Raw genomic sequence first — 24,897 nt, 5'->3', positions numbered from 1 at the left:
TGCCGAACGATCATCCGTGCAGGGCGTGGAGATGTACGCTCCCGTCGCGCATCTCCACGGCATGATGGCCGATCGCGTCATCGTGCTTGGCCGGCCTGCTGTCACCCGGGTCGCGGGCTCATCGGCTGGTCACGCCGAGCATCCTGCCGGCCGGCGGGTGCGGCGTCTCAGCTCGTGCCGTCGGTCACCAGCACCAGACAGCCCTCATCGTCGACGTGGACCGGATAGGTCCGCAGCGGCGGCTGCCCGGTGGGGGAGCAGCCGGTGACAAGGTCGTATGCGTGCTGGTGCAGCGGGCAGACGACCACCGCCTCGTCTATCTGCCCGTCGGCGATCGGTCCTCCGGCATGCGGGCAGACGGCCGACACCGCCCGGACACCGCCGCCGCGCAGCCGGAACACGGCCACCTGAACGCCGTTGACCACGTACGCGCGGCCCTCCCCGACAGGCACCTGGTCGAGCGGGCCGAGCCGGTGTACCGTCACGGCCGTCACGTCGCCGGTGGTCATCGGACCGGCACCTTCGGCAGCGGCTCCAGCGGCAGCGCGGTGCGGAACTGGCCGGGGGTCACCGGGCCGGCACCTTCCCGCCACGGGTCCCGGTAGGCGTCGGCGGCTGCCCGCACGGCCTCGTCGAGCCGTGCCGCGATGCCGTCCCGGTCGTCGACCACGATCGCGCGGATCTCCTCGATGCCCACCCGCGGTACGAACGCGTAGGTGCGTTCCAGCCAGTTGGCGTTCTCCCGGTAGTACTGCAGGAAGCGGCCGGTCAGCGTGATGACCTGTTCGGGACCGTCCACCGTGGCCAGCAGGTCTCCCTTGCGCACGTGCGCGCCTGCGGCGCCGCCGACGTAGATCTCCCAGCGCCCGCCCTCGACGGCGACCACACCGAGGTCCTTGACGTAGGCCTCGGCGCAGTTGCGCGGGCAGCCGGTGACGGCGAGCTTCATCTTGGCCGGGCTCTCCAGGCCCTGGAAGCGGCTCTCGATGGCGATGCCGAGGGCGGTGGAGTCGCCCAGGCCGTACCGGCAGAAATCGGAACCCACGCAGGTCTTCACCGTACGGAAGCTCTTGCCGTAGGCGTACCCCGACGGCATGTCCAGCTCCGCCCACACCTTGGGCAGGTCCTCCTTGCGCACGCCCAGCAGGTCGATGCGCTGACCGCCCGTGATCTTGATCAGCGGGACGTCGTACTTCTCGGCCACGTCGGCGATCCTGCGCAGCTGCGCCGCGGTGGTGCAGCCGCCCTTGATCTGCGGGACCACCGAGAACGTGCCGTCCTTCTGGATGTTGGCGTGCACCCGGTCGTTGATGAAGCGCGCGTCGCGCTCGTCGACGTAGTCGTCCGGCCACATCATCCGCAGCAGCGAGGCCAGCCCCATCTTGCTCCTGGCGTCCTCACGGCCGTCCGGCGCGAGCGCCGCGAACACCGCCGACACCGACTTCAGCCCGTGCTCACGGATGCGGGCCATCAGTTCCGGCTTGGCCAGCGGGATGCCGGGGACGTACCAGCTCGCCGAGGGGTCCTCCTCGACCTCGCCGTCCGCCGCCCACGCCACGATCTCGGCGACCAGCGAGCGGCACGAGCCGCAACCTTTGCCCGCCCGGGTGCGGTCCATCGCCGCGGTGACCGACCTGGCCCCGTTCCTGACGGTGTCGACCAAGGCGCCCTTGCTGACGCCGTTGCAGTTGCACACCTGCGCCTCGTCGGCGAGCTCGGCGACGCCCACCTCGGCCGGCGGCCCGCCGAGGTCGAACAGCAGCCGGACCCGCTCCTCCGGCAGCGGCAGCCCGCGGTCGAACGCCTGCGTCAGGAAGGCCACCTTGCCGACGTCGCCCAGCAGGGTGGCGCCGACCAGCCGGTCCTGGCGGATGATCACGCTCTTGTACACGCCCCGGCTCGGCTCGGCGAAGACCACGAACTCGTCGCCGGGTTCCGGCGAGCTCACCCCCATCGCGGCGACGTCGACTCCGGCGACCTTCAGCTTGGTGGCGATCCGCGACCCGTGGTAGGCGGCGGCCGGGTCGGCCCCGGTGACGTGGTCCGCCAGCACCCTGGCCTGCTCCCACAGCGGCGCGACGACGCCGTACACCTGGCCACGGTGCTGTGCGCACTCGCCGACCGCGTAGATGTCCGCCTCGTCGAGGACGCGCATCTGGTCGTCCACGACGATGCCGCGCTCCACGGGCAGGCCGCTGGCCTCGGCCAGCTCGGTGTTGGGGCGGATGCCGGCGGCGACGACGACCATGTCGCATTCGATGACGCGGCCGTCGGCGAGGCGCACCCCGGTCACCTCGTGCCTGCCGAGCATGGCCGTCGTCCTGGCCGAGGTCTCGACCCGGATGCCGAGCCTTTCCACGCTGCGCCGCAACACGTCGCCGCCCTGCGCGTCGAGCTGCTGGTTCATCAGGTACGGGCCGGCGTGCAGCAAGGTGATCTCCAGCCCGTGGGTCTGCAGCCCCCGGGCCGCCTCCAGGCCGAGCAGGCCGCCGCCGATCACGACCGCGCGCCGGTGCTCGCGCGCGTAGCGGATCATGTTCCGGGTGTCGTCGATGGTACGGAAGGTGAACACTCCCTGGTGGAAGCCCCTCGTGGCCACGCGCATGCCGTCGATGTCCGGGATGAACGGCCGGCTCCCGACGGCGATGACGAGCTTGTCGTACCGCGTGACCGTGCCGTCGTCGGCGTGCACGGTCCTCGCGAAGTGGTCGACGCGGCGCACGCGCGTGCCCGCGTGCAGGGTGATCCCGTTCTCCGCGTACCAGGGCAGGCCGTTGAGGAAGATGCCGGCCTCGTCATCGGCCCCGGCGAGCACGTTGGACAGCAGGATCCGGTTGTAGTTGCCGTACGGCTCCTCGCCGAACATGGTGATGGCGAACCGCTCGCCGCCGCCGCGCCGCAGGATCTCCTCGACCGCCCGGGCGCCCGCCATGCCGTTGCCGATCACCACCAGGCGCTCGGCGCGTGTCCGCTGTGCCGTCACGGCTTCACACCTCGATCAGGCCGAAGTCGAGCACGACCGTGCCGCTCAGGCCGTCCGGCGCGGCCAGGTGCAACTCGAGCGCGGTGCCGGAGTCCAGGTCCTCCACCACCCGCAGCGACACGTGCGTGTCGGCCTTGGCGCCGACGGGGAAGTAGCGCATCGGCCGTCCGTCGCGCATCAGCACCACGCAGACCAGCTCGCCTGCGGCGTTGCCGGCCCGCAGGTACAGCGGCTGGGCGGTCAGCCCGGCGGGCACGACGTAGCGGAGCTCGGAGTCCAGCAGGTACGGCTGGTCGAGCCCTTTGCCGTTGAAGGAGAAGACCCCTTGCAAGAAGCGAGGCGTGGAATGCATGGCCACTTCCTTCCGATCGGTTGCCGATCGCATGCCGGCAGGGCCGGCCGCCGGGCCGCCTCGGGCGACTGACACGGCGCAGACCTTGAACGCCGGCATGCGCGAGTGAGGGTCCAGGGAAGGGTCGGTCAGCACGTTGGCGCTGGCCGTACCGCCCCAGTGAAACGGTGCGAACACCGTGTCGGGACGGATGGAGTCGGTGAGCCTGGCCTGGAAGAGCGCGGCTCCGCGGCGCGTGCGCAGCTCGACCGGATCTCCCTCGGCGATGCCGTGGCGCCGGGCCAGGTCGGGGTGGATCTCCGCCGCGGGCACCTCGTCCAGGGCGGCGATGCGACGCGTCTGGCTGCCGCTCTGGTACTGCCGCATGAGCCGTCCCGTGGTCAGTACGTACGGATAGTCGTCGTCGGGTTGCTCGGCCGGCTCCCGGTACTCGGCCCGCACGAACGCGGCCCGCCCGTCGGGGGTGGGGAAGCGGTCGGCGAACAGGCGGGGCGTGCCGGGATGGCTCTCGGCCGGGCACGGCCAGAACACCCCCTGCTCCTCGTCGATGCGTTCGTAGGTGATCCCCGAGTAGTCGGCGATCCCGCCCGAGGCGGCCCGCCGCAGCTCGTCGAAGACGGTCCGCGGGTCGGAGCTGAAGTGGGCGCCGTAACCCAGCCGCTCGGCGAGCGCGGTGAGGATCTGCAGATCGGTGCGGACCCCGCGGGGCGGCGGCAGCGCCCGCCGCCGGTGCAGCACGCGGCCCTCAAGGTTGGTCATCGTGCCCTCCTCCTCGGCCCACTGAGCCGTCGGGAGCACCACGTCGGCCTCCACGGCGGTCTCCGACAGGAAGAAGTCGCACACGACGAGGAAGTCGAGGGCGCGCAGCCGTGCCAGCACGCGGTCGCGGTCGGGCGCCGACACCACGATGTTGGAGGCCAGGACCAGCAGGGCACGTACGCCCGCCTCGGTGCCCAGGCGGTCCACCATCTCGTACGCCGACAGGCCCGGCGGTGGCAGCGTCCGCGGGGCGACGCCCCAGACCCCGGCGACGTGAGCGCGCGCGGCCTGGTCGTCCAGCCGCCGGTATCCGGGCAGCTGGTCGGACTTCTGGCCGTGCTCGCGGCCGCCCTGCCCGTTGCCCTGCCCGGTGATCGTGCCGTATCCGGAGTACGGCCGGCCGGGCAGCCCGAGGGCAAGGGCCAGGTTGACGAAGCCCTGCACCGTGTCGGTGCCGTTGCTGTGCTGCTCGGCGCCCCGTGCGGTGAGCACCATCGCCGAGCGCGCCTCGCTCAGGACGGCCACGGTTCGCCGCAGCGCCGCGACCGGCACTCCGGTGATTCGCTCCACCCGGTCCGGCCAGTAGGACGCCACCGCGCTGCGCACCGCCTCGAACCCGGTGGTCCGTTCGGCGATGTAGGCGTCGTCGGCCGCGCCGGTCCGGATGGCCAGGTGCAGCAGGCCGTTGGCCAGCGCCAGGTCGGTGCCCGGGGTGAGCTGCAGGTGCAGCGTGGCCGCGCGGGCGGTCGCCGAGGCCCGTGGGTCGGCCACGATGTGCCGCGCACCGCTCGAGCGTCCCCGTTCGAGGTACTGCACGGCCGGTGGCATGGTGTCCGCGAGGTTGCTGCCGACCAGCAGGATCGCCTCGGCGCGCTCGATGTCGGCCAGCGGGAAGGGCAGCCCGCGGTCCACTCCGAACGCCCGGTTGGCCGCGGTAGCGGCCGACGACATGCAGAACCGGCCGTTGTAGTCGATGGCCGAGGAGCGCAGCGCCACCCGGGCGAACTTGCCCAGCAGGTACGCCTTCTCGTTGGTCAGCCCACCTCCGCCGAAGCAGCCCACGCTGTCGGGGCCGTGGCGGGACTGAGCCTCGCGGACGGCGGACACGACGCGGTCGAGGGCCTCGTCCCACCCGGCGGGGCGCAGCGGGCTGCGCCGGTCACCGGGCACCGCGCGCACCAGCGGCGTGCGCAGCCGCTCGGGGTGGTCGAGCAGCTTGGCCGCCGTCCAGCCCTTCACGCACAGGCCGCCGCGGTTGGTGGGGAAGTCGATGGGCTCCAGCACCGTCGTGCCCTCTGCCACCCGCAACGAGATGCCGCACTGCAAGGAACAGTAGGGGCAATGGGTCGGAGTCGTCGCTGTGCCCACACCACCATGCTTCGCCGCACCGTTTACGTCCGCATGCCCCGCCGGTATCCGCGGCGTTACACGTCCGGCCGCATCCCTTGAGTCCCGGGGTGGTGAGGTCTACGCCGCCACGGCAGCCCAGCCCCCGGCGAACGTCTCGCCTGGCTGCGCACCGCGAGCCCACCAGCGCGGACGAGGTGTCGCCACTGCCGAGCCCTCTGGCGTTTCACGCGGCAGCGGTTTTCGCAGCGGTACGGACGCAGGCCGGCCGCGATGACGCGATCCAGCATCCGGTCCGGCAGGATCCGCGCCAGCTGGGTGAGCAGAGCCGCGTCGGGACCGATGGTGTAGCGCGTGCGGGGCTTCGCGGCGGTCACGGCCTTGGCGATCACCCGGGCGGCGTCCTCCGCGGACCTGCCGCCCGCGGTGCCCGCGGCGGTCAGTGCCATGACCGCCTGGACCAGCGGCCCGTAGCGATCCCGCTGTTGCGCTGACATGGCTTCGGCCAGCCGGCGCGTGGTGGCGATGCCTCGTTCCCCCATTTCAGTGCGGATGCCTCCGGGCTCGACGACCACCACCCGCACACCCAGCGGCCCCAGTTCACGGCGTAGCGCGTCGCTGACCGCCTCCAGGGCGAACTTCGTGCCCGCGTACGGGCCGAAGGTGGCCATGGCGACCTTCAGCACGCCCGCCCGTTCGCGGCGCTGCTGCTGACCAGCGTGCACGGGATCACGGACATGGAGGTCAACGGGCACCTGTCCGCGGACAAGTGGCAGGTCACGGCCGAGGAGCTCGTCTCCACCCTGGTGTCCATGATCGACCGGCAGGCCCGCGGCGGCTAGCCACAGCTCGCCGGCCCCAGGCGCGGCGGGTTCGTGCCGGCCCGCGCGCACGCCGTCGTGGAGGACCGGGTCCGCGCCGGTAAGGCGAGGGGCCTGCGCAATCTGCCCAGCAAGAACGGGACCGTCAACCAAGGAGGAATGCTGGCCGCCGACCTCTGAAGAATCGAGGACGAACAGTGATGGTCATCATCTGGGCTGGTATGTGGTCAGTCCCCATTCCTAGAGTCGGCGACGTGCAATCAGCCTCTCGACGAAGGGGAATGACGTGGAACCTGCCGACCGGAATCGACGGTCGGTCGGGCGACGAGCGGTGCTGCGCGGTATGGCGGCGGGGGTGGTCGCCACCGGCATCGGACTCGACCCCGCGGAGGCGGCCTCGGCCGGTCCGGCGGGGATGCCGACGTACCGCTATGTTCGCGACGCCCTGACCATGCCGCTGCATTACAACCCCACGGGGGAGTTCATTTTCCCCTGCATTCGGGGGGTCTACGACAAAATCAGTGGAGCGCGCTCTCGCTATTACCTGTACTACGCGCCGCACGAGAAACCGGGCGGCATCTGTGTGGCCTTCGGCGACTCGCTCGACGGGCCCTTCACCGACTACGAGCAGAACCCGATCATCGACAACCGGCTGCCCGGCACCACCGTCAGCCATGTCTCCTCACCGCACGTCATCTGGGACGGCGCCACGCGGCAGTTCTTCTGCTACTTCCACGGGGAGAACACCGTGACGCGGGTCGCCCGGTCCAGGGACGGCCTCACCTTCACCGACGAGACCCCGATTCTGAGCACCCGCCTGGTGCCGGGCACGTCGGAGACGTCTTACGCGCGGGTCTTCGAGCACGCTCTTCCCGGGCGCGGCAACACGTACGTCATGGTCTTCATGGGCGTACGGAACGGCCGGCGGATCTTCTACGGCTGGTCGCCCAACGGCTGGGACGGCTGGCGGTTCAGCTCCACCCCCCTGGTGAATCCGGAGCCCGACGGGGTGGCCGGCATCGCCGGTCCCACGCTCGTCAAGCGCAACGGCACCGTCTACGTCGCCTACCACGGCAACGACGGCAAGATGCGGATCACCGAGGTCGGCCCCGCCTTCGACAAGGAAGTGCACCTGGGCGTGTTCCACTCGCCGATCGCCTCTGACGGCGGCCGCGTCGCCGCTCCGTCATTCGGCAGCCAGGACGGGGTCGAGTACATGTTCTACGAAGCCGGGCCTCGGCTCAGTGCCCGCATTCGCATCGCCCGAGCGGTCTGAGACCGGTGCCCTCACCTGGCGTCAACGTCCGAAAGGACGCCGCGTGACGGCTCCTCCCCGCCACCCGCCTGCCACGGAGGACGCCTCAACCGGCAGGCGGGCCGGCGTGCACCCGGATCCGGCGCGTGCATGACCGACCGTTCTCAGCGGGCTTCGAGGCGACCGAGGACCGCCTCGGCCATGGCGCGCCGGTCTGTGCGCCGATCTTTGTCGACGACGGGATACGTTCGCCGACCGGTCCCGACGACGTTCCGGGGTGTGGCCGAGACAGTCACAAAGTGATCTGGGAAGTGGACAGACTCCCGCCGCACACTGAGGCCCACCAACCGCCCCATCCGAAGGACACACCTGTGACGATTTCCACGCCCGGCCGGACAGTCCCGGTGCGGGTGCATTTCGACGAGCTCGACCCTTGGGGAATGTTGCACCACTCCCGCTACGCCGTGCTGCTCGATCGGGCGATCCTCACCTTCTGGAGCGAGCACGGCGCGGACATCGACCCGTCCAGATCGGCGTTCAAGGGGGCCATGGGCGTCGTCCGCGATCTTGCCATCACCTATCGGGCGCCGATCAGCGGCATCTGCGAACTGGCCGTGTGCTTCTGGGTGGAGAGCGTCGGGCGCAGCAGCGTCGTCTACGGCTTCAAGCTGCTCTCGTCCGACTTGTCGGTCTTGCACGCCGAGGGCCGCCGCGTCGACGTCAACATCGATCCCGGCACCCTCACCTCGGCGCCGCTGAGCGAGGCGGCGCGCGAGGTGCTCATGACGCTGCACGAGGCGCCGCCGCCGCACTGACCCACGGGTCTCAGGTCTGGTCGTCCCCGAAGAGCTCACGCCGCCACAGGCTCTCGCATATGCGCCGGACGCCGGTGGTCAGGTGGCGCCGGTAGGTGGTGAAGGGCAGGCCGAGCAGTTCGGCGGCGATCGACTGGCTGGGGGCGCCGCGCAGGAAGGTCACCTCGACGGCCCGGTACGGCTTGCGGGCGCGCGGATCATCGCGCAGGTCCGCGATGGCCTGGACCAGCAGGTCGCGCAGCGCGGCGGCGGGGTCGTCGCCGGGGTGCTCGCTGACCAGCCGGGTACGGGTCAGCGGGTTCGCGGCCAGGCCGGCAGGACGCGACAGACTGCGCAGCGCCTTGCGGACGGCGCCGTGGAACTCCTCCATGCTCAGGACCGTCAGCGGCGCGGAGGAGGGGCCGGCCGTGTCACGCGGTGCGAGCGGAGGCAGATCGATCAGCCGCTCCAGCCACACCTGAGCCGGTATCCTCCGCCAGTCCTGGGCGAACAGGCCGTACTCGTTGTCGCCCACCCGGGGTCGCTGCGGCACCTCCGTGATGTCGTACTGGCGCAGGAACTCGCCGCCGGCGTCCGGGTCGTGCCGTACGCTGTAGGACCAGGCCAGGCCCGATGAACGGGTCCAGTCGCCGATGACGCGCCACTGGATGAGATCCATCACCGGAGAGCGGCCCCGGTAGGACGGCAACAACCACGGCCTGGACAGGGCGATGTGCTCGCCGGGGCGCAGCGGATCGGTGGCGCGGGCGTGCGCCCAGGCGGCGGCGACGATCGGATCGGCGCCGATCTCGTCCTCGTCGGGGACGTGCAGCCGTAACCAGGCACGGAAGGCCACCGCCTCACCGGTCTTGGTCAGACGGTAGGCGCGGAACGCCGCGGGCTGCCGGCGCACCCAGAACAGCGCGGTGTCCGCCGACTCTCGGCTCTCGCTGGCGGCCACCCGGAGCAGTTCCTCCAGGTCGCCGTCGGTGAAGACGTCTTCCTGAACCTCGCCATGACTGCGCCAGCTGGTGAAGACGGTGGCCGTCAGCGGATTGTGGCGGTGCGGGAAGGTCAGCGACGCCGTGGCGGCCAGGACGTCGGAATCCGGCGCGGTGCGGATCCTGCGTATGAGGTGGTCGTGGATGCGCCGGCGCATCTCGGCGTAGCCGTCGGGAGCGCGCCGGCGCAGGTCGGTCTCCAGCAGTTCGCGTACCACGTCGTGGGGATACAGGCCGAGCGTGCTGCGCTCGACGAACGGCAGCCGCCGCAGCCAGGCGAACAGCGCGGTCGCGTCGTCGCCGGGCAGCGCCGCGCGCAGCAGCTCCTCGGTGGTCATGTGGGCGTGGGCGCACACGTCCAGAGCGCGTCGGTGGGCGGGCGTGGGCGGGGCGCCGACCAGCTGGTCCAGCAGGGTGACGATCAGGTCGTGGCTGGGTGTCCACCGGCGGCCGGCCCGCTCGTCCGCGGCGGCCACGGCGGCGCCCAGCCGCAGTGCCAGCGGGTTGCCGCCCGCGAAGGACAGCAGCGGCTCCCGCAGGCCCGCGCGCACCCCGCCGGCCTCCAGCAGCTCGCGGGCCTCCTCCCGGCTGAGCTCACCGAGCCGCAGTACCTCCAGGGTGCCGGCCCAGCCCGGATCGGCACGCCAGCACAGGTCCGGCGGCATCCGCCCGGCCAGGACGACCAGCGCCCCCGTCGGCAGGCCCGGCAGGAACCGCTCGCGCAGCCACCCCTCCAGGCCCTGGACGAGCTCGAAGGTGTCCACCAGCAGCACGGCCCGCGCGTCGTGCGACGCCGCCGCGGCCGCGGCCTCGAACGCTCTCGGGGTGGGGTTCATGGTGCGGCCGTCGAGCGGGATCACGGTCCGCCCGGCCGCGACGGCCTGTTCGGCGAAGCGCCGCAGCAGCGCCGACTTGCCGATGCCGCCGGGGCCGTGCACGAACAACACCCCGGCCCCGCCACCCCTCAACGCCGCGTCGAAGACCTCGGACTCCCTGGTCCGGCCGACGAACGCGGAGGCTCCGCCACGGCGCGGATTTCGTTCGAGCGGCGGGGTTTCTGGGTGGGGCTGCTTTGCCATGATCGGAACTCTAATTAGCTTCGCCACGTCGTGCGGGTCGGACCAATAAATAGGTAATTATGCACAGATAAAAGGGGATGGTTTTCAGTTGAAAGGGGGCTGATTATTTGCTGAGTCCGGTGATGAGCAGGCCGATGAGATCGTTGGCCTGCCCGCGCCGGCCCCCGTTCGCGTCGAGCGCCTTGTCGGCCCCGGTCGCCGGCCTCATGGCGTCGGCCGTGGCGAGAGGCCCGGTCATGCGGCGCCTTGCGCCTGCTGGTAGGCGGCCAGGTAGGTCTGGACGCCCATGTCCATGGTCGGGACGTGCTCGCGCATCAGGCGCTGCCAGTACGGGAACGTCGGGTTGCGGTGGTCGGCCTGGAACTCGCCGGCCAGGGAGAACCAGGTGACAGGCGTGGCACCCGCCTGCACCATGCGCTGGACCGCGACGGCGTGCGTCTCGGGGGTCACGCTGGCCGAGGCGTCCACGACCAGGTGGACCTCGTAGTCGAGCCGTAGCGCGCCGAGCACGGTCTGCAGGACGCACCCTTCGGTGGACACGCCGGCGATCGCCAGCTTCCTGCGCCCGGTCCGCTGTACGGCTCGCGCGAAGTTCTCGTCGGCGAAGGCGTTGATGGCGCCGGGCCGCTCGATCACGGGGTGGTCGCCGATCACCTCGAGCAGGCCGGGGTAGAGGGGGCCGGACGGCTTGGTGGGCAGGCCGTTGGTGACGACCAGGCCGCTCTCGTACCACACGGCCGTCTTGGCGAGTCCCACGACGTTGCTGATGTGCTGGGCGGTGTCATGCGAACGCAGCACGTTGGCGAACCCGACGGCGTGGTCGACGAGGATGATCGTGGTGTTCTGCGGGGTCAGCGGTTCAAGGGACATGAGTGCTCCTCCAGATGACACACTAATGACCAAGTGGTCACTAATGACGGTAGCACCACTAGTGACCAGATGTACACTTAAGTGTGAGCACAGCACCGGAGGTCAGGAAGCGCAGGCGCGACCCGGAGGCGAGCCGGGCCGCCATCCTGCAAGCCGCGCGGGCCGCGTTCGCCGAGCGTGGCTACGCCCGCGCCACCATCCGTGAGATCGCCCAGCGCGCGGGCGTCACGCACGGCCTGATCATGCGGCACTTCCCCTCCAAGGAGCAGTTGTTCATCGCCGCGATGCCCGGCGCCGGCGACCTCGGCGCCGTCATGCCGGGCACGCCGGAAACCCTCCCCGAACGCATCGCCCAGGCGTACGTGGACCGCATGGAGAGCGCCGGCGGCAACGACCCGTTCATCGCGCTCATCCGCAGTGTCGCCTCCGATGAGGCGAGCGCGACCCGGCTCTACGTCGCGATGCGGCAGCTCAGCATCGACTCCTACCGGACGGTCGTGACGGGGGCGGACGCCGACGAACGCATCGACCTGCTCGGCGCCCACCTCATCGGTGTCACCTTCAGCCGGTACGTCGTCGGCGTCGGCCCCATCGCCGAGATGAGCCGCGAAGCCCTGGTCGCCCATCTGGCGCGGGCGCTGCGCGGCATCCTGGGCGGGCCCTGACAGGGGCGGGAAGGCCGGGCGCCCGCCAGGCGACAGTGAGTTGCGCAGGCTCGTCGAGGGCGCGCACGTCAGCGGGGCGGAGTGCTGGAGTCAGCGGGAGAGCGTGCTCAGAAGGGTCGCGCGCGTCGGGGCGGGGGCCGGGCTGCCGGCCGCCAGCGACAGGGCCTTGCTGACCACCTCGGGCCGGGACATCGCCTCCACCGGCGCGGCCAGCATCGAGCCGATGTCGCTGATCGCGGTCAGCACGTCGGGGTCGGCCAGTTTGGCGGCCTCCATGGCCATGACGGCGGTCCAGTCGGGGCCGCCATGGAATCGCCGGCCGCGGATCGCGGCGTAGATCTCCGCCAACCGGTTCTGCTCCCAGAAGCGCGAGGTGGCGTAGAACGGGCCGAGAGCTTCCTGCGCGGCCGACTCGTACGCCAGGACGAGCCGGGCCGGATCCCGCTCCGCCCGTACGGCCTCGCACAGCAGTTCGGCCTGGATCAGCGCCATCGACAGGCCCTGGCAGAATTCCGGATTGGTGGTGCCCCAGGCGTCGCCCACGCTGACGAGCCCGGTCACCGACGGCCGTCCGCCGCGCACGACGCTGCGCCGGCGGGTGCCCGGCCCGGCCGTGGCGAGGACTCCGGTGACAGGCCGGCCGTACCCCACCCACTCCGTCAGCGCGGGGAACAGGGCGGCCGTGCGATCCCAGACGTGCTCCTCGTACAGCGACCGCATGACCCAGTCGCGGCGGGAGACGACGAGCGTCAATGACCAGGCACCGTTGTCGCTGGGCAGGGCAAGGGTGGAGACGCTGTCGTAGTGCTCCAGCGGCCAGGCGGGCCGGGGCGGCAGTGTGCCGTCGGGGCTGCGGAAGTAGCGGGTGTAGAAGTCGAAGCCCGCGTCGGGCGGCAGCGCGGTGTCCGTGACGTGCTGCAGGTCGCCGAGCATGGCGCCGACCGGCGAGCCGCCGCCGCCCGCGTCCACCACGAGCCCGGCTTCGAGCCGTTCGCCGCAGTCGGTGGTCACGCCGTGCACGAGAGGCGCGCCTCCCGTGCCGGAATCCCTGGTCAGCAGGCCGGAGACGCCGACGCCACGCTGGACCTCCACATGGGGTGCGCGGTCGGCCAGGCCGGTCAGCGCACTCTCCAGCACCTGCCGCCTGGCCGACAGGAACTCGTAGCGGTCGTCAAGGGTGTCCCGGCTGAGCAGGTGCCAACGGTGGCCGCCCGCCGCCTCGATGGCGGCCACGGCCTCCGGCAGCCGCCTTTTCAGCACGGCCAGCCCACGGGGCAGCAGCACATGAGGCTGCCGGAAATGGGATACGGCCCGGCTCTGACCCGGCTCGGCCCCGTCACGTTCCAGCACCGTGACGCGATGCCCGTCAGCGGAGAGGAACAAGGCCGCCGCCAGGCCCGCGGGCCCGGCTCCCAGTACGACTACGTCAACCGTCATGCGGAGATCGTCATGCCGCTCCCTGCTCATTCGCCAGACCAGACAGATGATCAGTAGTTCCTCATTTCGTTCCCGCGCCGGCTTGGCACGCCGCCGTGAAACGGCGTTCGACGGGCCGCGACGCCCGCCTGGTCCGAGCTCTTTCACGGGTGATGCGGACGAACACTCATGCGTTCGGTGAAGGGGGGATCTCGCCAGACCCTAGAGTTGGGCGCATGTCGGGGAGTGACGGAAAGCCGGAGCCGCTGGGCCGGCGCCTGCAGGCGGCCCGCGAGTCGGCGTTCGTAGGGCGCGAGGAGGAGCTCGCGCTGTTCGGCGCGGCGCTGTACGGCGGCCGCTGCAGCGTGCTGTACGTGCACGGTCCCGGCGGCATCGGCAAGTCGGCGCTGCTGCGGCGCTTCGCGCAGGAGGCGGCGCTGGCGGGCCGATCGGTCGCCAGAGTGGACGGGCGCACCCTGGACCCGTCGCCGGCCGCTTTCGAAGCCGCGGCCGAGGCGGTGCTGCGCGACGAGCGGGCGGTGCTCCTGGTCGACACCTTCGAGCGGATCCAGGGTCTGGAGGGCTGGCTGCGCGAGCGGTTCCTGCCCAGGCTGCCGGTGGGCGCGCTGGTGGTGATCGCCGGGCGGTTCCCGCCGGACATACGCTGGCACACCGAGCCCGGATGGGCGCGGGAGCTGGAGGTGATCTCCCTGCGCGACCTCGCGCCTGGTGACGCCCAGGCGCTCATGGACTGCTGCGGGGTGGCCGAGGGGCTGCGCGAGCCGTTGCTGGCCTTCGCCGGCGGGCATCCCCTGGCGCTGCTGCTGGGCGCGGCGGTCGCGGTCAAGGACGAGGGCGCGAGCACCCGCTGGATACCGGACCATGACGTCGTGGCGACCCTGCTGGATCAGCTCGTCGGCGAGGTGCCGAGCCCGGCGCACCGGCACGCGCTGGAGATCTGCGCGCACGCGTACATGACGACCGAGGACCTCCTGCGCGCCGCGCTGCCCGACGACGCCGCGGCGCTGTTCCGCTGGCTGCGGCGGCTGCCGTTCGTGGAGTCGAGCAGCCTCGGGCTGTACCCGCACGACGTGGTGCGCGAGGTGCTGGAGGCCGACCTGCGCTGGCGCGACCCGCAGGGGTACGCCGACATGCACGACCGCATCCACGCGCACCTGGCGGAGAAGGTCCGCACCGCCGCCGAGCCCGACGTGCTCAGCGCGGTGGCGGCGCTGTTCTACCTGCACCGCGACAACAACGCGATGGTCGAGCCGTACAGCTGGTACGAGGAGGGCCAGATCCAGGAGAGCCCCCTGCGGCCCGGCGACGCCGAGCGGCTGGTGCGCCTGGCCCGCGAGGCCGAGGGCGAGCGGTCGGCCGCCTGCGCCGAGTTCTGGCTGGCCAGGCAGCCTTCGGCGCTGCGCGTCTACTGGCACACCGAGACCGGCGAACCGGTCGCTTTCCACGCGTGGCTGCGCCTGCACGAGCAGGACGACGACGAGTGCGCGGCCGACCCGGTCGTGGCCGCGGCCTGGGCGCACGCCCGCGCCACCGCGCCCCCACGGGCCGGCGAGCACCTGGCCGTCGGCCGGTCCTGGATCCTGCCCGCCTACCGCGGCAACTCGCCGGTCATGGACCTGCTGCAGTGGCGGGTGATCGGCAACTGCCTGCGCTCCGAGCGGATGGCCTGGTCCTGCATCGCGGTACGGCAGCCGAGCACCGACCGGATCGAGTGCTTCCGCCGGCACGACATGCGTGACATCCCCGATGCCGCCCGGGTGGGGGAGGAGTCGTACACGATGTTCGTGCACGACTGGCGGGCGGTGCCGCCACAGGCTTGGCTGGAGCGGCTCGGCGGGACGCCGGCGCCGTACACGCCGGAGGCGCCGCCCGAGGTGGAGCTGGCGGTGCTGTCGAAGGAGGAGTTCGAGGCGGCGGCCCGCTGGGCACTGCGCCACCTGACCCGCCCCGAAGAGCTGGCCCGCTCACCCCTGACGCGCACCCGGCTCGTCGCCGGGCAGAGCGACGGGGAGTCGGCCAAGGCGCTGCGCGAACTCCTGGAGACGGAGATCGAGGCGTTGCGTGAGGGCCCGCGCTCGGTCAAGCTCCACCGCGTGCTGGCCGCCACGTACCTCGGGGACGCCCCGACCCAGGAGGCCGCCGCGGAGCGGCTCGGCCTGCCCTTCACCACCTACCGCCGTCACCTGGTCTCGGGCATCGAGCGCGTCTGCGAGAACCTGTGGCAGCGGGAACTGCACGGCACGCTTGCCGCACCCGCCCGATGAACGTGCGCGGTCGTCGGGCCACGGTCATCGAGCGTGCGGGCCCGCCTTCACCCTGTCAGGCGCCTGTCATGGGGTCGTGATCCCGCCGGTCCCGTGCAGCTCGCGGTGCCACAGGTCCGCGCAGACGCGTTCGACACCGGTGGTCAGGTGGCGGCGGTAGGTGGTGAAGGGCAGGCCGAGCTGCTCGGCGGCGATCAGCTGGGTGGGGGTGCCGCGCAGGAAGGTCATCTCCAGCGCCTGGTACGACTTGTGCGCGGAGGGATCATCCTTCAGATTGGTGATCGCCTGCCGCAGCAGGTCACGGAGTGCCGAGGCGGGGTCGGGATCGGGATGGCCGGTGACGAGCCGGGTGCGGGCCAGCGGATTGACCGCCAGGGCGCGGGGGTGAGACAGCCGGCGCAGCGCCTCGCGGACGGCCTCGGAGAACTCGGTCTCCGTCAGGACGGCCAGCGGGGGCGCCGGGTCGAGGACGCCGGTGTCGTCCGGCTCCGGCGACGGCGGCCGGCTCACCCGCTCCAGCCACGCCTGGGCCGGCACCTTCCGCCAGTCGTGTGCGAACAGGCCGTACGTGCGCCCGCCCACGCGCGGTCGTTCCGGGATCTCGATGAAGTCGTACTGCCGGTGGTAGTCGCCACTGACATCCGGGTCGGAACGCACGAAGAAAGTCCAGGCCAGGCGCTCCGAGCGGAGGTAGTAGCCCATCGCGCGCCACTGGATGAGATCCATCACCGGTGAGACCCCGCGATAGGACGGCAGCAGCCAGCCCCTGGTGACGGCCATGTGCTCGCCGGCGCGCAGCGGTGTGGTGGCCCGCACATGCGCCCACGCGGCGGCCACGATCGGGTCGGCGTCGAGCTCGGACTCGTCGGGCTCCTGCAGCCGCAACCAGGCGAGGTACGCCACCGGCTCGCCGGTCCTGGTCAGGCGGTAGACCCGGAACGCCGTGGGCTGCCGTCGCGCCCAGAACAGGGCCGCCTCCGCCGACTCCTCGCTCTCGATGGCGGCCACCCGGAGCAGGCCCTCGACGTCCCCTGGGACGAAGGCTTCCTCCTGGACCTCGCCCTGGCCATGCCAGTGCGAATAGAAGCCGGCCGTCACCGGGTCGTTGCGGCGGAGGAAGACCAGCGCCCTGGCGACGGCCGGGACCTCCGCGTCCGGCACGGTGCGGATCTTCTCGGCGAAGTGGGTGTGGATGCGCTCGTGCATCCGTACGTAACCCGCCGGGTCGCGCCAGCGCAGGTCGGCCTCCAGCAGGTCGCGGACCACGTCGTGCGGATGCAGGCCCTGCGTGCCGACCTCGACGAACGGCAGCCGCCGCAACCAGGAGAACAACCCGCGGACATCGTCGTCCGCCGGCAGCACCGCCCGCAGCAGCTCCTCCGTCGTCATGTGCACATGCGCGCACACCTCCAGAGCGCGCTGGTGGGCGGGCGTGGGCGGGTCGCCGACGAGCTGATCCAGCAGGGTGCCGATCACGTCCTGGCTGGGCGTCCACCGGCTGCTCGCCCGCTCGTCCCCGGCGGCGACCGCCGCGCCCAGCGACAGCGCCAGCGGATGACCGCCCGCGAAGGACAGGAGTGGCTCCCGCAGGCCGTCGGCGACGCCACGGGCGTCCACCAGCGCGCGGGCCTCGTCGGCGGCCAGCTCGCCGAGCTGCACGACCTTCAGGGCGCCGGCCCAGCTCGGGTCGGCACGCCAGCGGATGTCGGGCGGGTTCCTCCCGGCCAGCACGACCAGCGCCCCGACCGGCAACCGTGGCAAGAACCGCTCGCGCAGCCAGCCCTCCAGCCCCTGGATCAGCTCGAAGGTGTCGACCAGCAGCACGACGTGCTCATCACGCAACACCACCTCGGCCTCGGCCCCGAACGCCTCCGGCGTGGCGTTGACGGTCCGGCCGTCGAGCTGGACCACCGTCCGCCCGGCCGCGATCGCCTCGTCGGCGAAGCGGCGCAGCAGGGCTGACTTGCCGATGCCACCGGGGCCGTGGACGTAGAGCACACTGACGTCATCGCCCTCCAGCGCCGATCGGAAGGTCTGCAGCTCCTGCCGCCGGCCGACGAACGTGGCCGCCGCCGCGCGGTGCAGTCGCGTCCTCAGCAGCGGAAGGCCCTGGCCGGACTCCTGCTTTGACATGGCAAAGACCTTAGCTTTATCTCGGCGGAGTTCGGCAGCAGTGTGGCACGCGGCCGGCCTGGCCGCAAAACGGACGCCCATCAGGCGTTCGCCCGCGACCACGAAATGAGCATTCATTGGTCAGCAGAATGGACAGATTCCGCCACACCCCGGTCGCATGAGGTTTCCGGCGTCAGACGAATCGACCGGAAATGAGGAGGAGGCCATCGCGCGAAAGCCGGGAAAGGCCGTTCGGACCGGCATCGGTATGCCGACACCATGGTCGCGGGCAGTGCGGCGGCCGCGGGGCCGGTGAATGCCGCCGCGGCACGGCATACCGTCGGAATCGACCTGTGGTCAGTTTCTGGTCTTTGTTCTGGCCCATGGGCCCGCTTACATTTCCCTCGCCATCGGACAGGGATGCGTGAGCACGAGTACGCCCGCAAAGGAAGGCGCCGGCTTCTCCTCTTCGCGGAAACCCGCTGTCCATGGTTTCCGGTTCCCGGCGCCAGGGAGATGTCCCGGTCCTGGAACGCGTCCGTGCCCCCGGGCAGCCGCACATGCACCGAGCCTCGAAGGAGCCCGCATGTCCTCACCTCCGATCTCGAACACCACCGCTTCTCTCGATCCGTTCCGGGCGGTCGGAGCGGGAGAGCGGCACGCGGTCTACGCCGCGCTCACCGAGGCCGGTCCGGTGCACCGGCTGGAGACGGCGGGCAGCAGTGCCATCTGGCTGGTCACCGGGCACGCGGCAGCCAGGGCGCTGCTGGCGGACCCGCGCATGGTCAAGGGGGGCTGGCGCAACGCCAGGTACGTGAAGGAACTGGGCGATGAGGTGGCGCGGGCCGCGCACACCCACATGCTGTACACCGATCCGCCCGACCACGGGCGGCTGCGCCGGCTGGTGGGCTCGGCGCTGAGCCGGCGCAGAGTGGAGCGCATGGCGCCGCGCATCGAGCAGGTCACCCACGCCCTGCTGACCGAGGCGGAGCGTGAGGCGGGGCCAGACGGGCGCGGCCCGGTGGACCTGGTGCCGGCGCTGGCGGCCCCGCTGCCGATCATCGTCCTGTGCGAGCTGATCGGTATCCCCGAGGACACCGCGGCGGACCTCCGTTCCTGGACCCCACCCCTCATGGCGGCCGCCTTGTGCTCTTTCGAGGAGTACCGGCACTCGACACTGGAGGTCCTGCGGTTCACCCGGGAGCTGATCGCGCTGCGCCGGGCCGAGCCTCAGGACGACCTGCTCTCCGACCTGATCGCGGCCCGCGACGGCGCGGACCGGCTGAGCGAGGACGAGCTGACTTCGCTGATGTTCCTGCTGCTGGTCGCGGGGCACGAGACCACCGTGCACATGATCGGCAACTGCGTGCGCTCCCTGCTCGCCCACCCCGACCAGCTGGCCCTGGTGCGCGAGCGGCCCGAGCTGCTCGAACCGGCCATCGAGGAGCTGCTGCGCTACGACGGCCCGTTGCAGACCACCGTGCCCTACATCGCCACCGAGCCGGTGGACGTCGCCGGGGTGACCATCCCCCCGGGCGAGCCGGTGTTCATCGGCCTGCTCGCGGCCAACCGCGACCCGGCCCGGTTCCCCGGGGGTGACATCCTGGACATCACCCGCGACGGCCCCGCCCACATCGCCTTCGGGCACGGCGTGCACCACTGCGTGGGCGCGCCCCTGGCCCGCCTGGAAGCCAGGCTCGCGCTGGGCATTCTCCTGAGCCGGTTCCCCCGCCTGCGCCTGGCCGCGCCTGCCGGGGAACTGATGATGCTGCCCTCGGTCCTGTCCAACGGCCTGGCGGCGCTTCCGGTGTTCCTCCGCTGAGGGCCGTAGCCCCCGGCGAGGAGCGCGTCCCGGGCCCGTCGGCCAACGGGTCCACTGTTCGTTGTCCGGCCGCGGGGGTGAACACGATGTCACCACCGTACGGCCGGTGTGTTCCGACGTCGCCCCGAGCAGCGGGGAGACGCTAAACGCCCGTGGAGGGGACGTGAGACTTGCCGCGCCGGGGGCGCGGCAGGCGGTCCTCATGGAAGCGGGTAGCCCGCTCCCGGCCCACCGGGCCGGGGTAAGACGGGTGCTCCAGATCCGCAAGGGTCTGGTGCCCAACCTCATCACGCAACCGCAGGCGGCCGCGGATCGCGCTCATGCGGACCCCGGCCGACACGGACGCGCGGGAGGTCCCCGTGCTTCCGTCCGGGTCGGGACGCGGGGAACGGCGGCGGTCAGTGGCAGGCTTGTGGCTGCCGGCCTTCGACGAATTGGGCAGCGGCTCTTTCCACACCATCAGCCCCGGGCGGCAGATGCGCGGGGGAGTGGTGGCGGGCTTCCGAGGGACACATGTCGGAACGCCGCGGGCGAGCACAGGAACGCTCGCTGAGGACGCGAGATCAGGGCGGCCCCGCCCGGTCCGCGCAATGGTGGCCAAGGGGCCGAAGAGGAGGATGCGGCGTGTCGAGCAGGCGCAGGTCCGGCGTGGAGGACCGGCTCATCCAGCAGGCGTTCGTGTACGAGTTGGACCCGACGCCGGAGCAGGCACGCCGCTTCGCCTCGCATGCCGGTGCCGCCCGGTATGCCTACAACTGGGGCATCCAGCAGATCGCCGAGCACCTGGAGGCGTTCAAGAAGGCCAAGGACGCCGGCGGCGAGCTGCCCGTCTACCCCGACCACTTCGCGCTGTGCAAGATGTGGACCCGGCACAAGGACGACCCGGCCAACGGGCTGGAGTGGGTCGGGGAGCATTTCGTGGGCACCTTTCAAGCGGCGCTGCGGGACGCGCACGGGGCGTGGAAGAAGTTCTTCGATTCGCGCGGCGGACGCCGTAAGGGCCGGCCGGTGGGGCGGCCCCGGTTCAAGTCCCGGCACCGCTCCACGGCCTCGTTCCAGGTGCACGGCAGCACACTGCGGATCGGTGAGCACCGCATGGCCCTCTCGCGTAACCCGGCCCAGGAGGGCAGGCCGAAGAAGGTGCGGGTGCAGGTGCACCGGTCGGTGGTGCTGCCGAAGATCGGGCCGGTGCGGGTCAAGGAGAAGACCACGAAGCTGCTCGCCCTGCTCCGCAAGGCCCCGGCCGTGTGCCCTCCCTGCGGCGGTGCGGGGAAGGTGCCGGCGAAGGGAGGCGACGCGGAGATGAGAAGGTGCGCGGCGTGCAAGGGCAGCGGGCAGGTGCCGTACGCGCGCCTGGTCCGCGGAACGGTCTCGCGCACGGCGTCGGGCCGGTGGTTCATCTCCCTCACCGTGGAGCGCGTCCGGCCGGTGCGCATCACCCCGACCCGGCGCCAGCGGGCGGGCGGCACGGTCGGCGTCGACTGGGGCGTGCGTCATCTCGCCACCCTGTCCACCGGTGAGGTGATCGACAACCCGCGGTACCTGGAGAAGGCCCAGGCGAAGCTGCGCCGGGCCGAGCGGGCGCTGGCCCGTACGGTCCAGGGGAGCCGCGGGCGGGAGAAGGCGCGCCATCGGGTCGCGGTCCTGCACGGCCGCGTCGCCGCGTTACGGCTGGATCATGTGGAGAAGGCAACGTCCCGGCTTGTTCACGATCACGACAGGATCGTGATCGAGGGGTGGGACGTGGCCGGCGTCCTGGCCGGTGGCCGGGAGGGTCTTCCGGCGAGGACACGGCGCACGCGCAATCGGGCGGTGGCCGACGCCGGCATCGGCATGGCCCGGCGGAAGGTCATCCACAAGGCGAACTGGTATGGGACGCAGGTCACGGTGGTCGGGCGCCATGAGCCGACGGGCAGGACCTGCGCGGCGTGCGGGCAGGTGAGAGCCAAGCCCGTCCCGCCGGCCGAGGAGCGGTTCGTGTGCCCGTCGTGCGGTCATGGTGATGATCGCAGGGTCAACAGCGCGCGGGTTCTGGTGCGGCTGGCGGGTTCGGATCCCGCCCCGGCGGCGGGGGAGACGCCGACTCGAGATGAGACCAGGTGAGGTCGTCCTGTTTGACACACGCACCATTTACGGCTCCCCTCCGGACACCAGCGACCGCCCGGTGAGCCGAGGCGGTCTGGCGCTCTTCCTTCCCCCCTCGACCGTCAACGAGTTCGGGGCCCCGCGACGGGCCTCGCTGCCGGGCCTGGCGTCCGTCGTGCGGTGCGATCACGCCGATGTGCCCGGTCGCGGCCAACCGGAAAGGGAGGACCGGGGGTCGCTGCTTCCCATGCCACCCCGGCTCTCATCGCGGGAGGCATCGTGTGCGGCCCGCCGTCCCCGGCCCCCGCCGTGCCCCGGTCGGGCGTCCAGCCGCACCGTGACGGTGACGCGGCCCCCGCCGTGCCCCGGTCGGGCGTCCAGTCGCACCGTGACGGTGACGCGGCCCCCGCCGTGCCCCGGTCGGGCGTCCAGTCGCACCGTGACGGTGACGCGGCCCCGGCCATCACGCCGGGCCACGGCGTGCCGGGTCCGGGAAGGCGTCCGCTCATCTCAGATCCGGTCTTCAGACTGTGCACTGCCCGGTTGCCGCCTCTTCCCGGAGAGGTTCACTCGCCTTGCACGCTCGGCCAGTCCATCCCGCGGAACTGACGGCGTGCGCGGCCGGGGGCGGCCCGCCGACGAGGAACACCGCCCGGCATCGCCCCCCGGTCAGGGATGGCCACGGTCGTATCGGATCTTTCCGTACGTCCTTCCCGGTGACCTCTGACCTGTGACCTGTGACCTCTGACCTCTGGCCTTTGACCTCTGGCCGGGCCGCACGGCGCTTGCCCGGATGCCGGTGGCGCGGGCCGGGCCGGAGGGACAGCCCTCAATCCTGGCGCTCTTCGGCCGGGCAGCGGGTGCCCGGTGCGGGAACGGTCAGCGAGATCAGGTAGCTGTCCATGGCAGCCGTCGTGCACGAGGTCCTGCCGTAGATGCCGTGACCCCAGCCCTCGTACGTGAGCAGTGCGGCTCTGGGGCCAAGCTGCCCGGCCACGGCGGCCGACCACTCGTACGGTGTGGAGGGGTCGTGCAGTGAGGTGCTCACCAGCAGCGGAGCGCTGCCGGTGTACCGCAGCCGGTGCTGCGGGTTGGTGACCGGGCGGCCCTGGCAGATCGGCATGTCGCCCATCGGCATCGGGTTGTAGCGCATGTCCGGGGCTGCCGCGTTGGAGCCGCGCATCACATCGGCGTACTCGTCGTAGTCGCGCAGCGACAGGTCGAAGTCCGAGCAGAGGATCGCGGCGGGGAGTTCGGCGGTCTTCCCGCTCACGGGCCCATCGCCCGGAGGGCCCGGCATGCCGGCCGGCACCGGACCGCCGTCCAGGGCGTTGAGTACCTGGGCCGCCAGCCGCCAGTCGGGCGCCTCGTTGAGGACCACGCCCAGCCATTTGAGGTTGTGAGCGTTCACAGGACGGTCGGAACCGCCCGGCCAGGACAGCTCGCCGCGGTCCGCCTTCCCGAGCAGTTCCTTCCACAGCGCGCGAACGTCGCGCCCGTGCAGGACGCACTCGGTGTCCCGTTCGCACCAGGCGACGAACTCGTCGAAACTGTCCTGGACGGCGGCCGCCTCGGTCACCTGGAACGCCTTGACGTTCAGGCTGTGGTCCATGCTGCCGTCCAGCACCATGGCCCTGACCCGGTCCGGGAACAGCTCGGCGTACATCTGCTGGGACAGCGTGCCGTAGGAGACGCCGTACGAGGTCAGCTTGTCATCGCCGAGCGCCGCGCGAATGGCGTCCATGTCACGTGCCACGTTGACCGCGTCGAGGTGGTCGTACAAAGGGCCGGTGAGCCTGCGGCAGTCGGCGTGCAGTTCCTTGTTGTAGGCGATCCATTCGTCATAGTCGGCCTGGCTGGTCATGACGCGGTCCGGCATTTTGTTGTACGCCGAAGCCGAGCAGGTCACCGCGCCACTGCGGGCGACGCCCCGGGGATCGTGGCCGACGATGTCGAACCGCCGCCGGATCTCCTCGCTGAAGCCGGAAGGGCGGAAGATCCCCTCAACTCCGGAGTTACCGGGTCCGCCCGGGTTGGTCAGCAGGGATCCGATCCGCGCGGAGGGATCGGTGGCCTTGCGCCGGGCGAGGGCCAGGCCGATCTTGGGCCCGTCCGGCTTGGACCAGTCGATCGGCACCGTCAGCGTGCCGCATTCGACGGCAGGCTCCTCCTCGCACGGCTTCCACGTTATGCCGCGCTTGCCCACGGCATCGGGGGCGTTCTCTCCGGCCGCCGTCCTGCCGGCCGCGCACGACGTCGTGACGGTCAACAACGCCGTCATCGCCATGACGACGATGGCGCGCGGAGACGTTCTCTTTCGCACATTGTTTCCTAGCGTTGATCGGCGCTTGCCGGGCTGCTCACGCGCCTACCGCTTACGGGCGTACGTTGCGACTCTCCGGCGATTCCAGCCGCATCTGATGCAGTACCGAAATTGCGCCCTCGATCCCGATGAGACCGCCGGAGCGATCGCTGTACCGCGATTCATCGACCGTATCGGAAATTCCATGGCGCATGAGCAGGTGATCTGCGCTCGCCGAATGCGGGGCTGACACCCGCGACATTCGCTTGAGCTTCCGGTTCACGCATGCTTTTTCATCGGATGGCCGAGCGGGGCGGCCAAGGATTTGCCGGCCACTGTACTTCTCGCATCACGGCCGCAGTGAGAGGGGCAAACCGTGGTGTAGTTTATGCCGAAAAATCGTCGTCCATTCGGAAGAGCTGCTTTTCTTTGGGTATTGAGTCGATGTTACTCCCGTGACGACCGTTGCTGCCGACCTCGGACATGTCGATCCTGGTGCCGTCGGTGTCCAGGCACATATGCGAACGGATGTTGCGGAGCGTATTCAGGCGGGGACCGTATTCCCACCTGGCACCCGGAGTGCCACATGAGCCCTGAAGCGGCCGGGCGGTGAAGTCCGCCTCAAGACACTTGCCTCTCGTGACACTCCCGAACACAGTGATCCCGGCGCCGCGCCGGCGCAGGCGTGGGCGGGCTCGGTGACAGTGATCACACTGAGCCCACCGGGATCAGGAGAAGCGCGCCGATGACCGTCCTGCTCTTCCTGGGCATTGACCTACTTTCCTTTCACGCATGATCTACGACCAAGAGTTGCGTGGCCTTTTGTCCAGCCGTTTCTTCGCCCCTCCCGCCCCATCGACGCGGGCCTGTAGCCAGGCGAGACGAACCACGTCCCGCAGCTGGGCGAGGTGCCAGACGACCGGGGTCGGCGAGTCGGCCGCACTCAGCG

Annotated in this window: 16 protein-coding genes and 1 pseudogene; 7 read left to right on the top strand and 10 right to left on the bottom strand. The window is 71.2% G+C overall.

Annotated features, from left to right (window positions below):
* Positions 1–167 precede the first annotated feature (167 nt).
* From KIS93_RS44605 to KIS93_RS44590, 4 genes and pseudogenes are all read right to left on the bottom strand, one after another.
* A complete protein-coding gene (locus KIS93_RS44605) occupies positions 168–509 on the bottom strand; it encodes a Rieske (2Fe-2S) protein (protein WP_080041359.1) in 342 nt (113 codons plus the stop codon).
* Positions 506–2,983, bottom strand: a complete 2,478-nt coding sequence (gene nirB, locus KIS93_RS44600) for a nitrite reductase large subunit NirB (protein WP_222107865.1) — start codon at positions 2,981–2,983, stop codon at positions 506–508. The genes KIS93_RS44605 and nirB overlap by 4 nt, the downstream gene beginning before the upstream one ends.
* Positions 2,984–3,380: 397 nt before the next feature.
* A pseudogene (locus KIS93_RS44595) lies at positions 3,381–5,462 on the bottom strand (molybdopterin oxidoreductase family protein); the annotation flags it as partial.
* Positions 5,463–5,518: 56 nt separating this feature from the next.
* Positions 5,519–6,127: an SDR family NAD(P)-dependent oxidoreductase gene (locus KIS93_RS44590; protein WP_222107864.1), complete on the bottom strand. Its 609-nt coding sequence runs from the start codon at positions 6,125–6,127 to the stop codon at positions 5,519–5,521.
* 33 nt (positions 6,128–6,160) lie between these two features.
* Between KIS93_RS44590 and KIS93_RS67875 the strand changes: the two genes are divergently transcribed.
* From KIS93_RS67875 to KIS93_RS44575, 3 genes are all read left to right on the top strand, one after another.
* Positions 6,161–6,283, top strand: a complete 123-nt coding sequence (locus KIS93_RS67875) for a hypothetical protein (RefSeq protein WP_268966883.1) — start codon at positions 6,161–6,163, stop codon at positions 6,281–6,283.
* Between the two features lie 265 nt (positions 6,284–6,548).
* Positions 6,549–7,538 (top strand): glycoside hydrolase family protein, encoded by a 990-nt coding sequence (locus KIS93_RS66275; protein ID WP_230465434.1) that lies wholly within the window; start codon positions 6,549–6,551, stop codon positions 7,536–7,538.
* 350 nt (positions 7,539–7,888) lie between these two features.
* A complete protein-coding gene (locus KIS93_RS44575; RefSeq protein WP_246005455.1) occupies positions 7,889–8,332 on the top strand; it encodes an acyl-CoA thioesterase in 444 nt (147 codons plus the stop codon).
* Positions 8,333–8,342: 10 nt separating this feature from the next.
* Here KIS93_RS44575 and KIS93_RS44570 read toward each other — a convergent pair whose 3' ends face one another.
* The 3 genes from KIS93_RS44570 to KIS93_RS44565 form a co-directional block, all read right to left on the bottom strand.
* Entirely contained in the window at positions 8,343–10,391 is a 2,049-nt protein-coding gene (locus KIS93_RS44570) for an ATP-binding protein (RefSeq protein ID WP_155128207.1), read from the bottom strand.
* A gap of 103 nt (positions 10,392–10,494) precedes the next feature.
* Complete coding sequence (locus KIS93_RS67870; protein ID WP_268966882.1) at positions 10,495–10,629, bottom strand: hypothetical protein; 135 nt, start codon at positions 10,627–10,629, stop codon at positions 10,495–10,497.
* Entirely contained in the window at positions 10,626–11,261 is a 636-nt protein-coding gene (locus tag KIS93_RS44565) for an isochorismatase family protein (protein WP_080041354.1), read from the bottom strand. Before KIS93_RS44565 ends, KIS93_RS67870 begins: the two co-directional genes overlap by 4 nt.
* A gap of 83 nt (positions 11,262–11,344) precedes the next feature.
* Between KIS93_RS44565 and KIS93_RS44560 the strand changes: the two genes are divergently transcribed.
* A complete protein-coding gene (locus tag KIS93_RS44560) occupies positions 11,345–11,926 on the top strand; it encodes a TetR/AcrR family transcriptional regulator (RefSeq protein WP_080041353.1) in 582 nt (193 codons plus the stop codon).
* A gap of 90 nt (positions 11,927–12,016) precedes the next feature.
* Here the strand turns inward: KIS93_RS44560 and KIS93_RS44555 are convergent, their stop codons facing one another.
* Entirely contained in the window at positions 12,017–13,363 is a 1,347-nt protein-coding gene (locus tag KIS93_RS44555) for an FAD-dependent oxidoreductase (RefSeq protein ID WP_186404796.1), read from the bottom strand.
* A 215-nt stretch (positions 13,364–13,578) separates the two neighbouring features.
* Here KIS93_RS44555 and KIS93_RS44550 point away from each other — a divergent pair, with 215 nt between their 5' ends.
* The gene (locus KIS93_RS44550) at positions 13,579–15,627 is read left to right on the top strand and encodes an ATP-binding protein (protein WP_186404795.1); all 2,049 of its coding nucleotides are present in this window, start codon (positions 13,579–13,581) and stop codon (positions 15,625–15,627) included.
* 66 nt (positions 15,628–15,693) lie between these two features.
* On the opposite strand, the gene KIS93_RS67865 is transcribed toward KIS93_RS44550, so the two are convergent.
* The gene (locus KIS93_RS67865) at positions 15,694–17,760 is read right to left on the bottom strand and encodes an ATP-binding protein (RefSeq protein WP_186404794.1); all 2,067 of its coding nucleotides are present in this window, start codon (positions 17,758–17,760) and stop codon (positions 15,694–15,696) included.
* 565 nt (positions 17,761–18,325) lie between these two features.
* On the opposite strand from KIS93_RS67865, the gene KIS93_RS44540 reads away from it, so the two are divergent.
* Both KIS93_RS44540 and KIS93_RS44535 read left to right on the top strand, forming a co-directional pair.
* Complete coding sequence (locus KIS93_RS44540; RefSeq protein ID WP_080041349.1) at positions 18,326–19,561, top strand: cytochrome P450 family protein; 1,236 nt, start codon at positions 18,326–18,328, stop codon at positions 19,559–19,561.
* Between the two features lie 624 nt (positions 19,562–20,185).
* Positions 20,186–21,664 carry an RNA-guided endonuclease InsQ/TnpB family protein gene (locus KIS93_RS44535; protein WP_186404793.1) on the top strand — a complete coding sequence of 493 codons (1,479 nt, stop codon included), beginning with the start codon at positions 20,186–20,188 and terminating at the stop codon, positions 21,662–21,664.
* 811 nt (positions 21,665–22,475) lie between these two features.
* On the opposite strand, the gene KIS93_RS44530 is transcribed toward KIS93_RS44535, so the two are convergent.
* Entirely contained in the window at positions 22,476–23,969 is a 1,494-nt protein-coding gene (locus KIS93_RS44530; protein WP_155128204.1) for an alpha/beta hydrolase, read from the bottom strand.
* Between the last annotated feature and the right edge of the window lie 928 nt (positions 23,970–24,897).

It is taken from the genome of [Actinomadura] parvosata subsp. kistnae (genome assembly GCF_900323885.1).
In the GTDB taxonomy this organism is placed as follows: domain Bacteria; phylum Actinomycetota; class Actinomycetes; order Streptosporangiales; family Streptosporangiaceae; genus Nonomuraea; species Nonomuraea composti.
This window is presented reverse-complemented; position numbering and strand designations above follow the sequence as displayed.

What these genes read in the sequence shown, in the direction of transcription:
- KIS93_RS44570 (WP_155128207.1), bottom strand. Translation starts at nt 10,391, where the DNA reads ATGGCAAAGCAGCCCCACCCAGAAACCCCGCCGCTCGAACGAAATCCG.
- KIS93_RS44555 (WP_186404796.1), bottom strand. Translation starts at nt 13,363, where the DNA reads ATGACGGTTGACGTAGTCGTACTGGGAGCCGGGCCCGCGGGCCTGGCG.
- KIS93_RS44540 (WP_080041349.1), top strand. Translation starts at nt 18,326, where the DNA reads ATGTCCTCACCTCCGATCTCGAACACCACCGCTTCTCTCGATCCGTTC.
- KIS93_RS44550 (WP_186404795.1), top strand. Translation starts at nt 13,579, where the DNA reads ATGTCGGGGAGTGACGGAAAGCCGGAGCCGCTGGGCCGGCGCCTGCAG.
- KIS93_RS44605 (WP_080041359.1), bottom strand. Translation starts at nt 509, where the DNA reads ATGACCACCGGCGACGTGACGGCCGTGACGGTACACCGGCTCGGCCCG.
- KIS93_RS67865 (WP_186404794.1), bottom strand. Translation starts at nt 17,760, where the DNA reads ATGTCAAAGCAGGAGTCCGGCCAGGGCCTTCCGCTGCTGAGGACGCGA.
- KIS93_RS67870 (WP_268966882.1), bottom strand. Translation starts at nt 10,629, where the DNA reads ATGACCGGGCCTCTCGCCACGGCCGACGCCATGAGGCCGGCGACCGGG.
- KIS93_RS44565 (WP_080041354.1), bottom strand. Translation starts at nt 11,261, where the DNA reads ATGTCCCTTGAACCGCTGACCCCGCAGAACACCACGATCATCCTCGTC.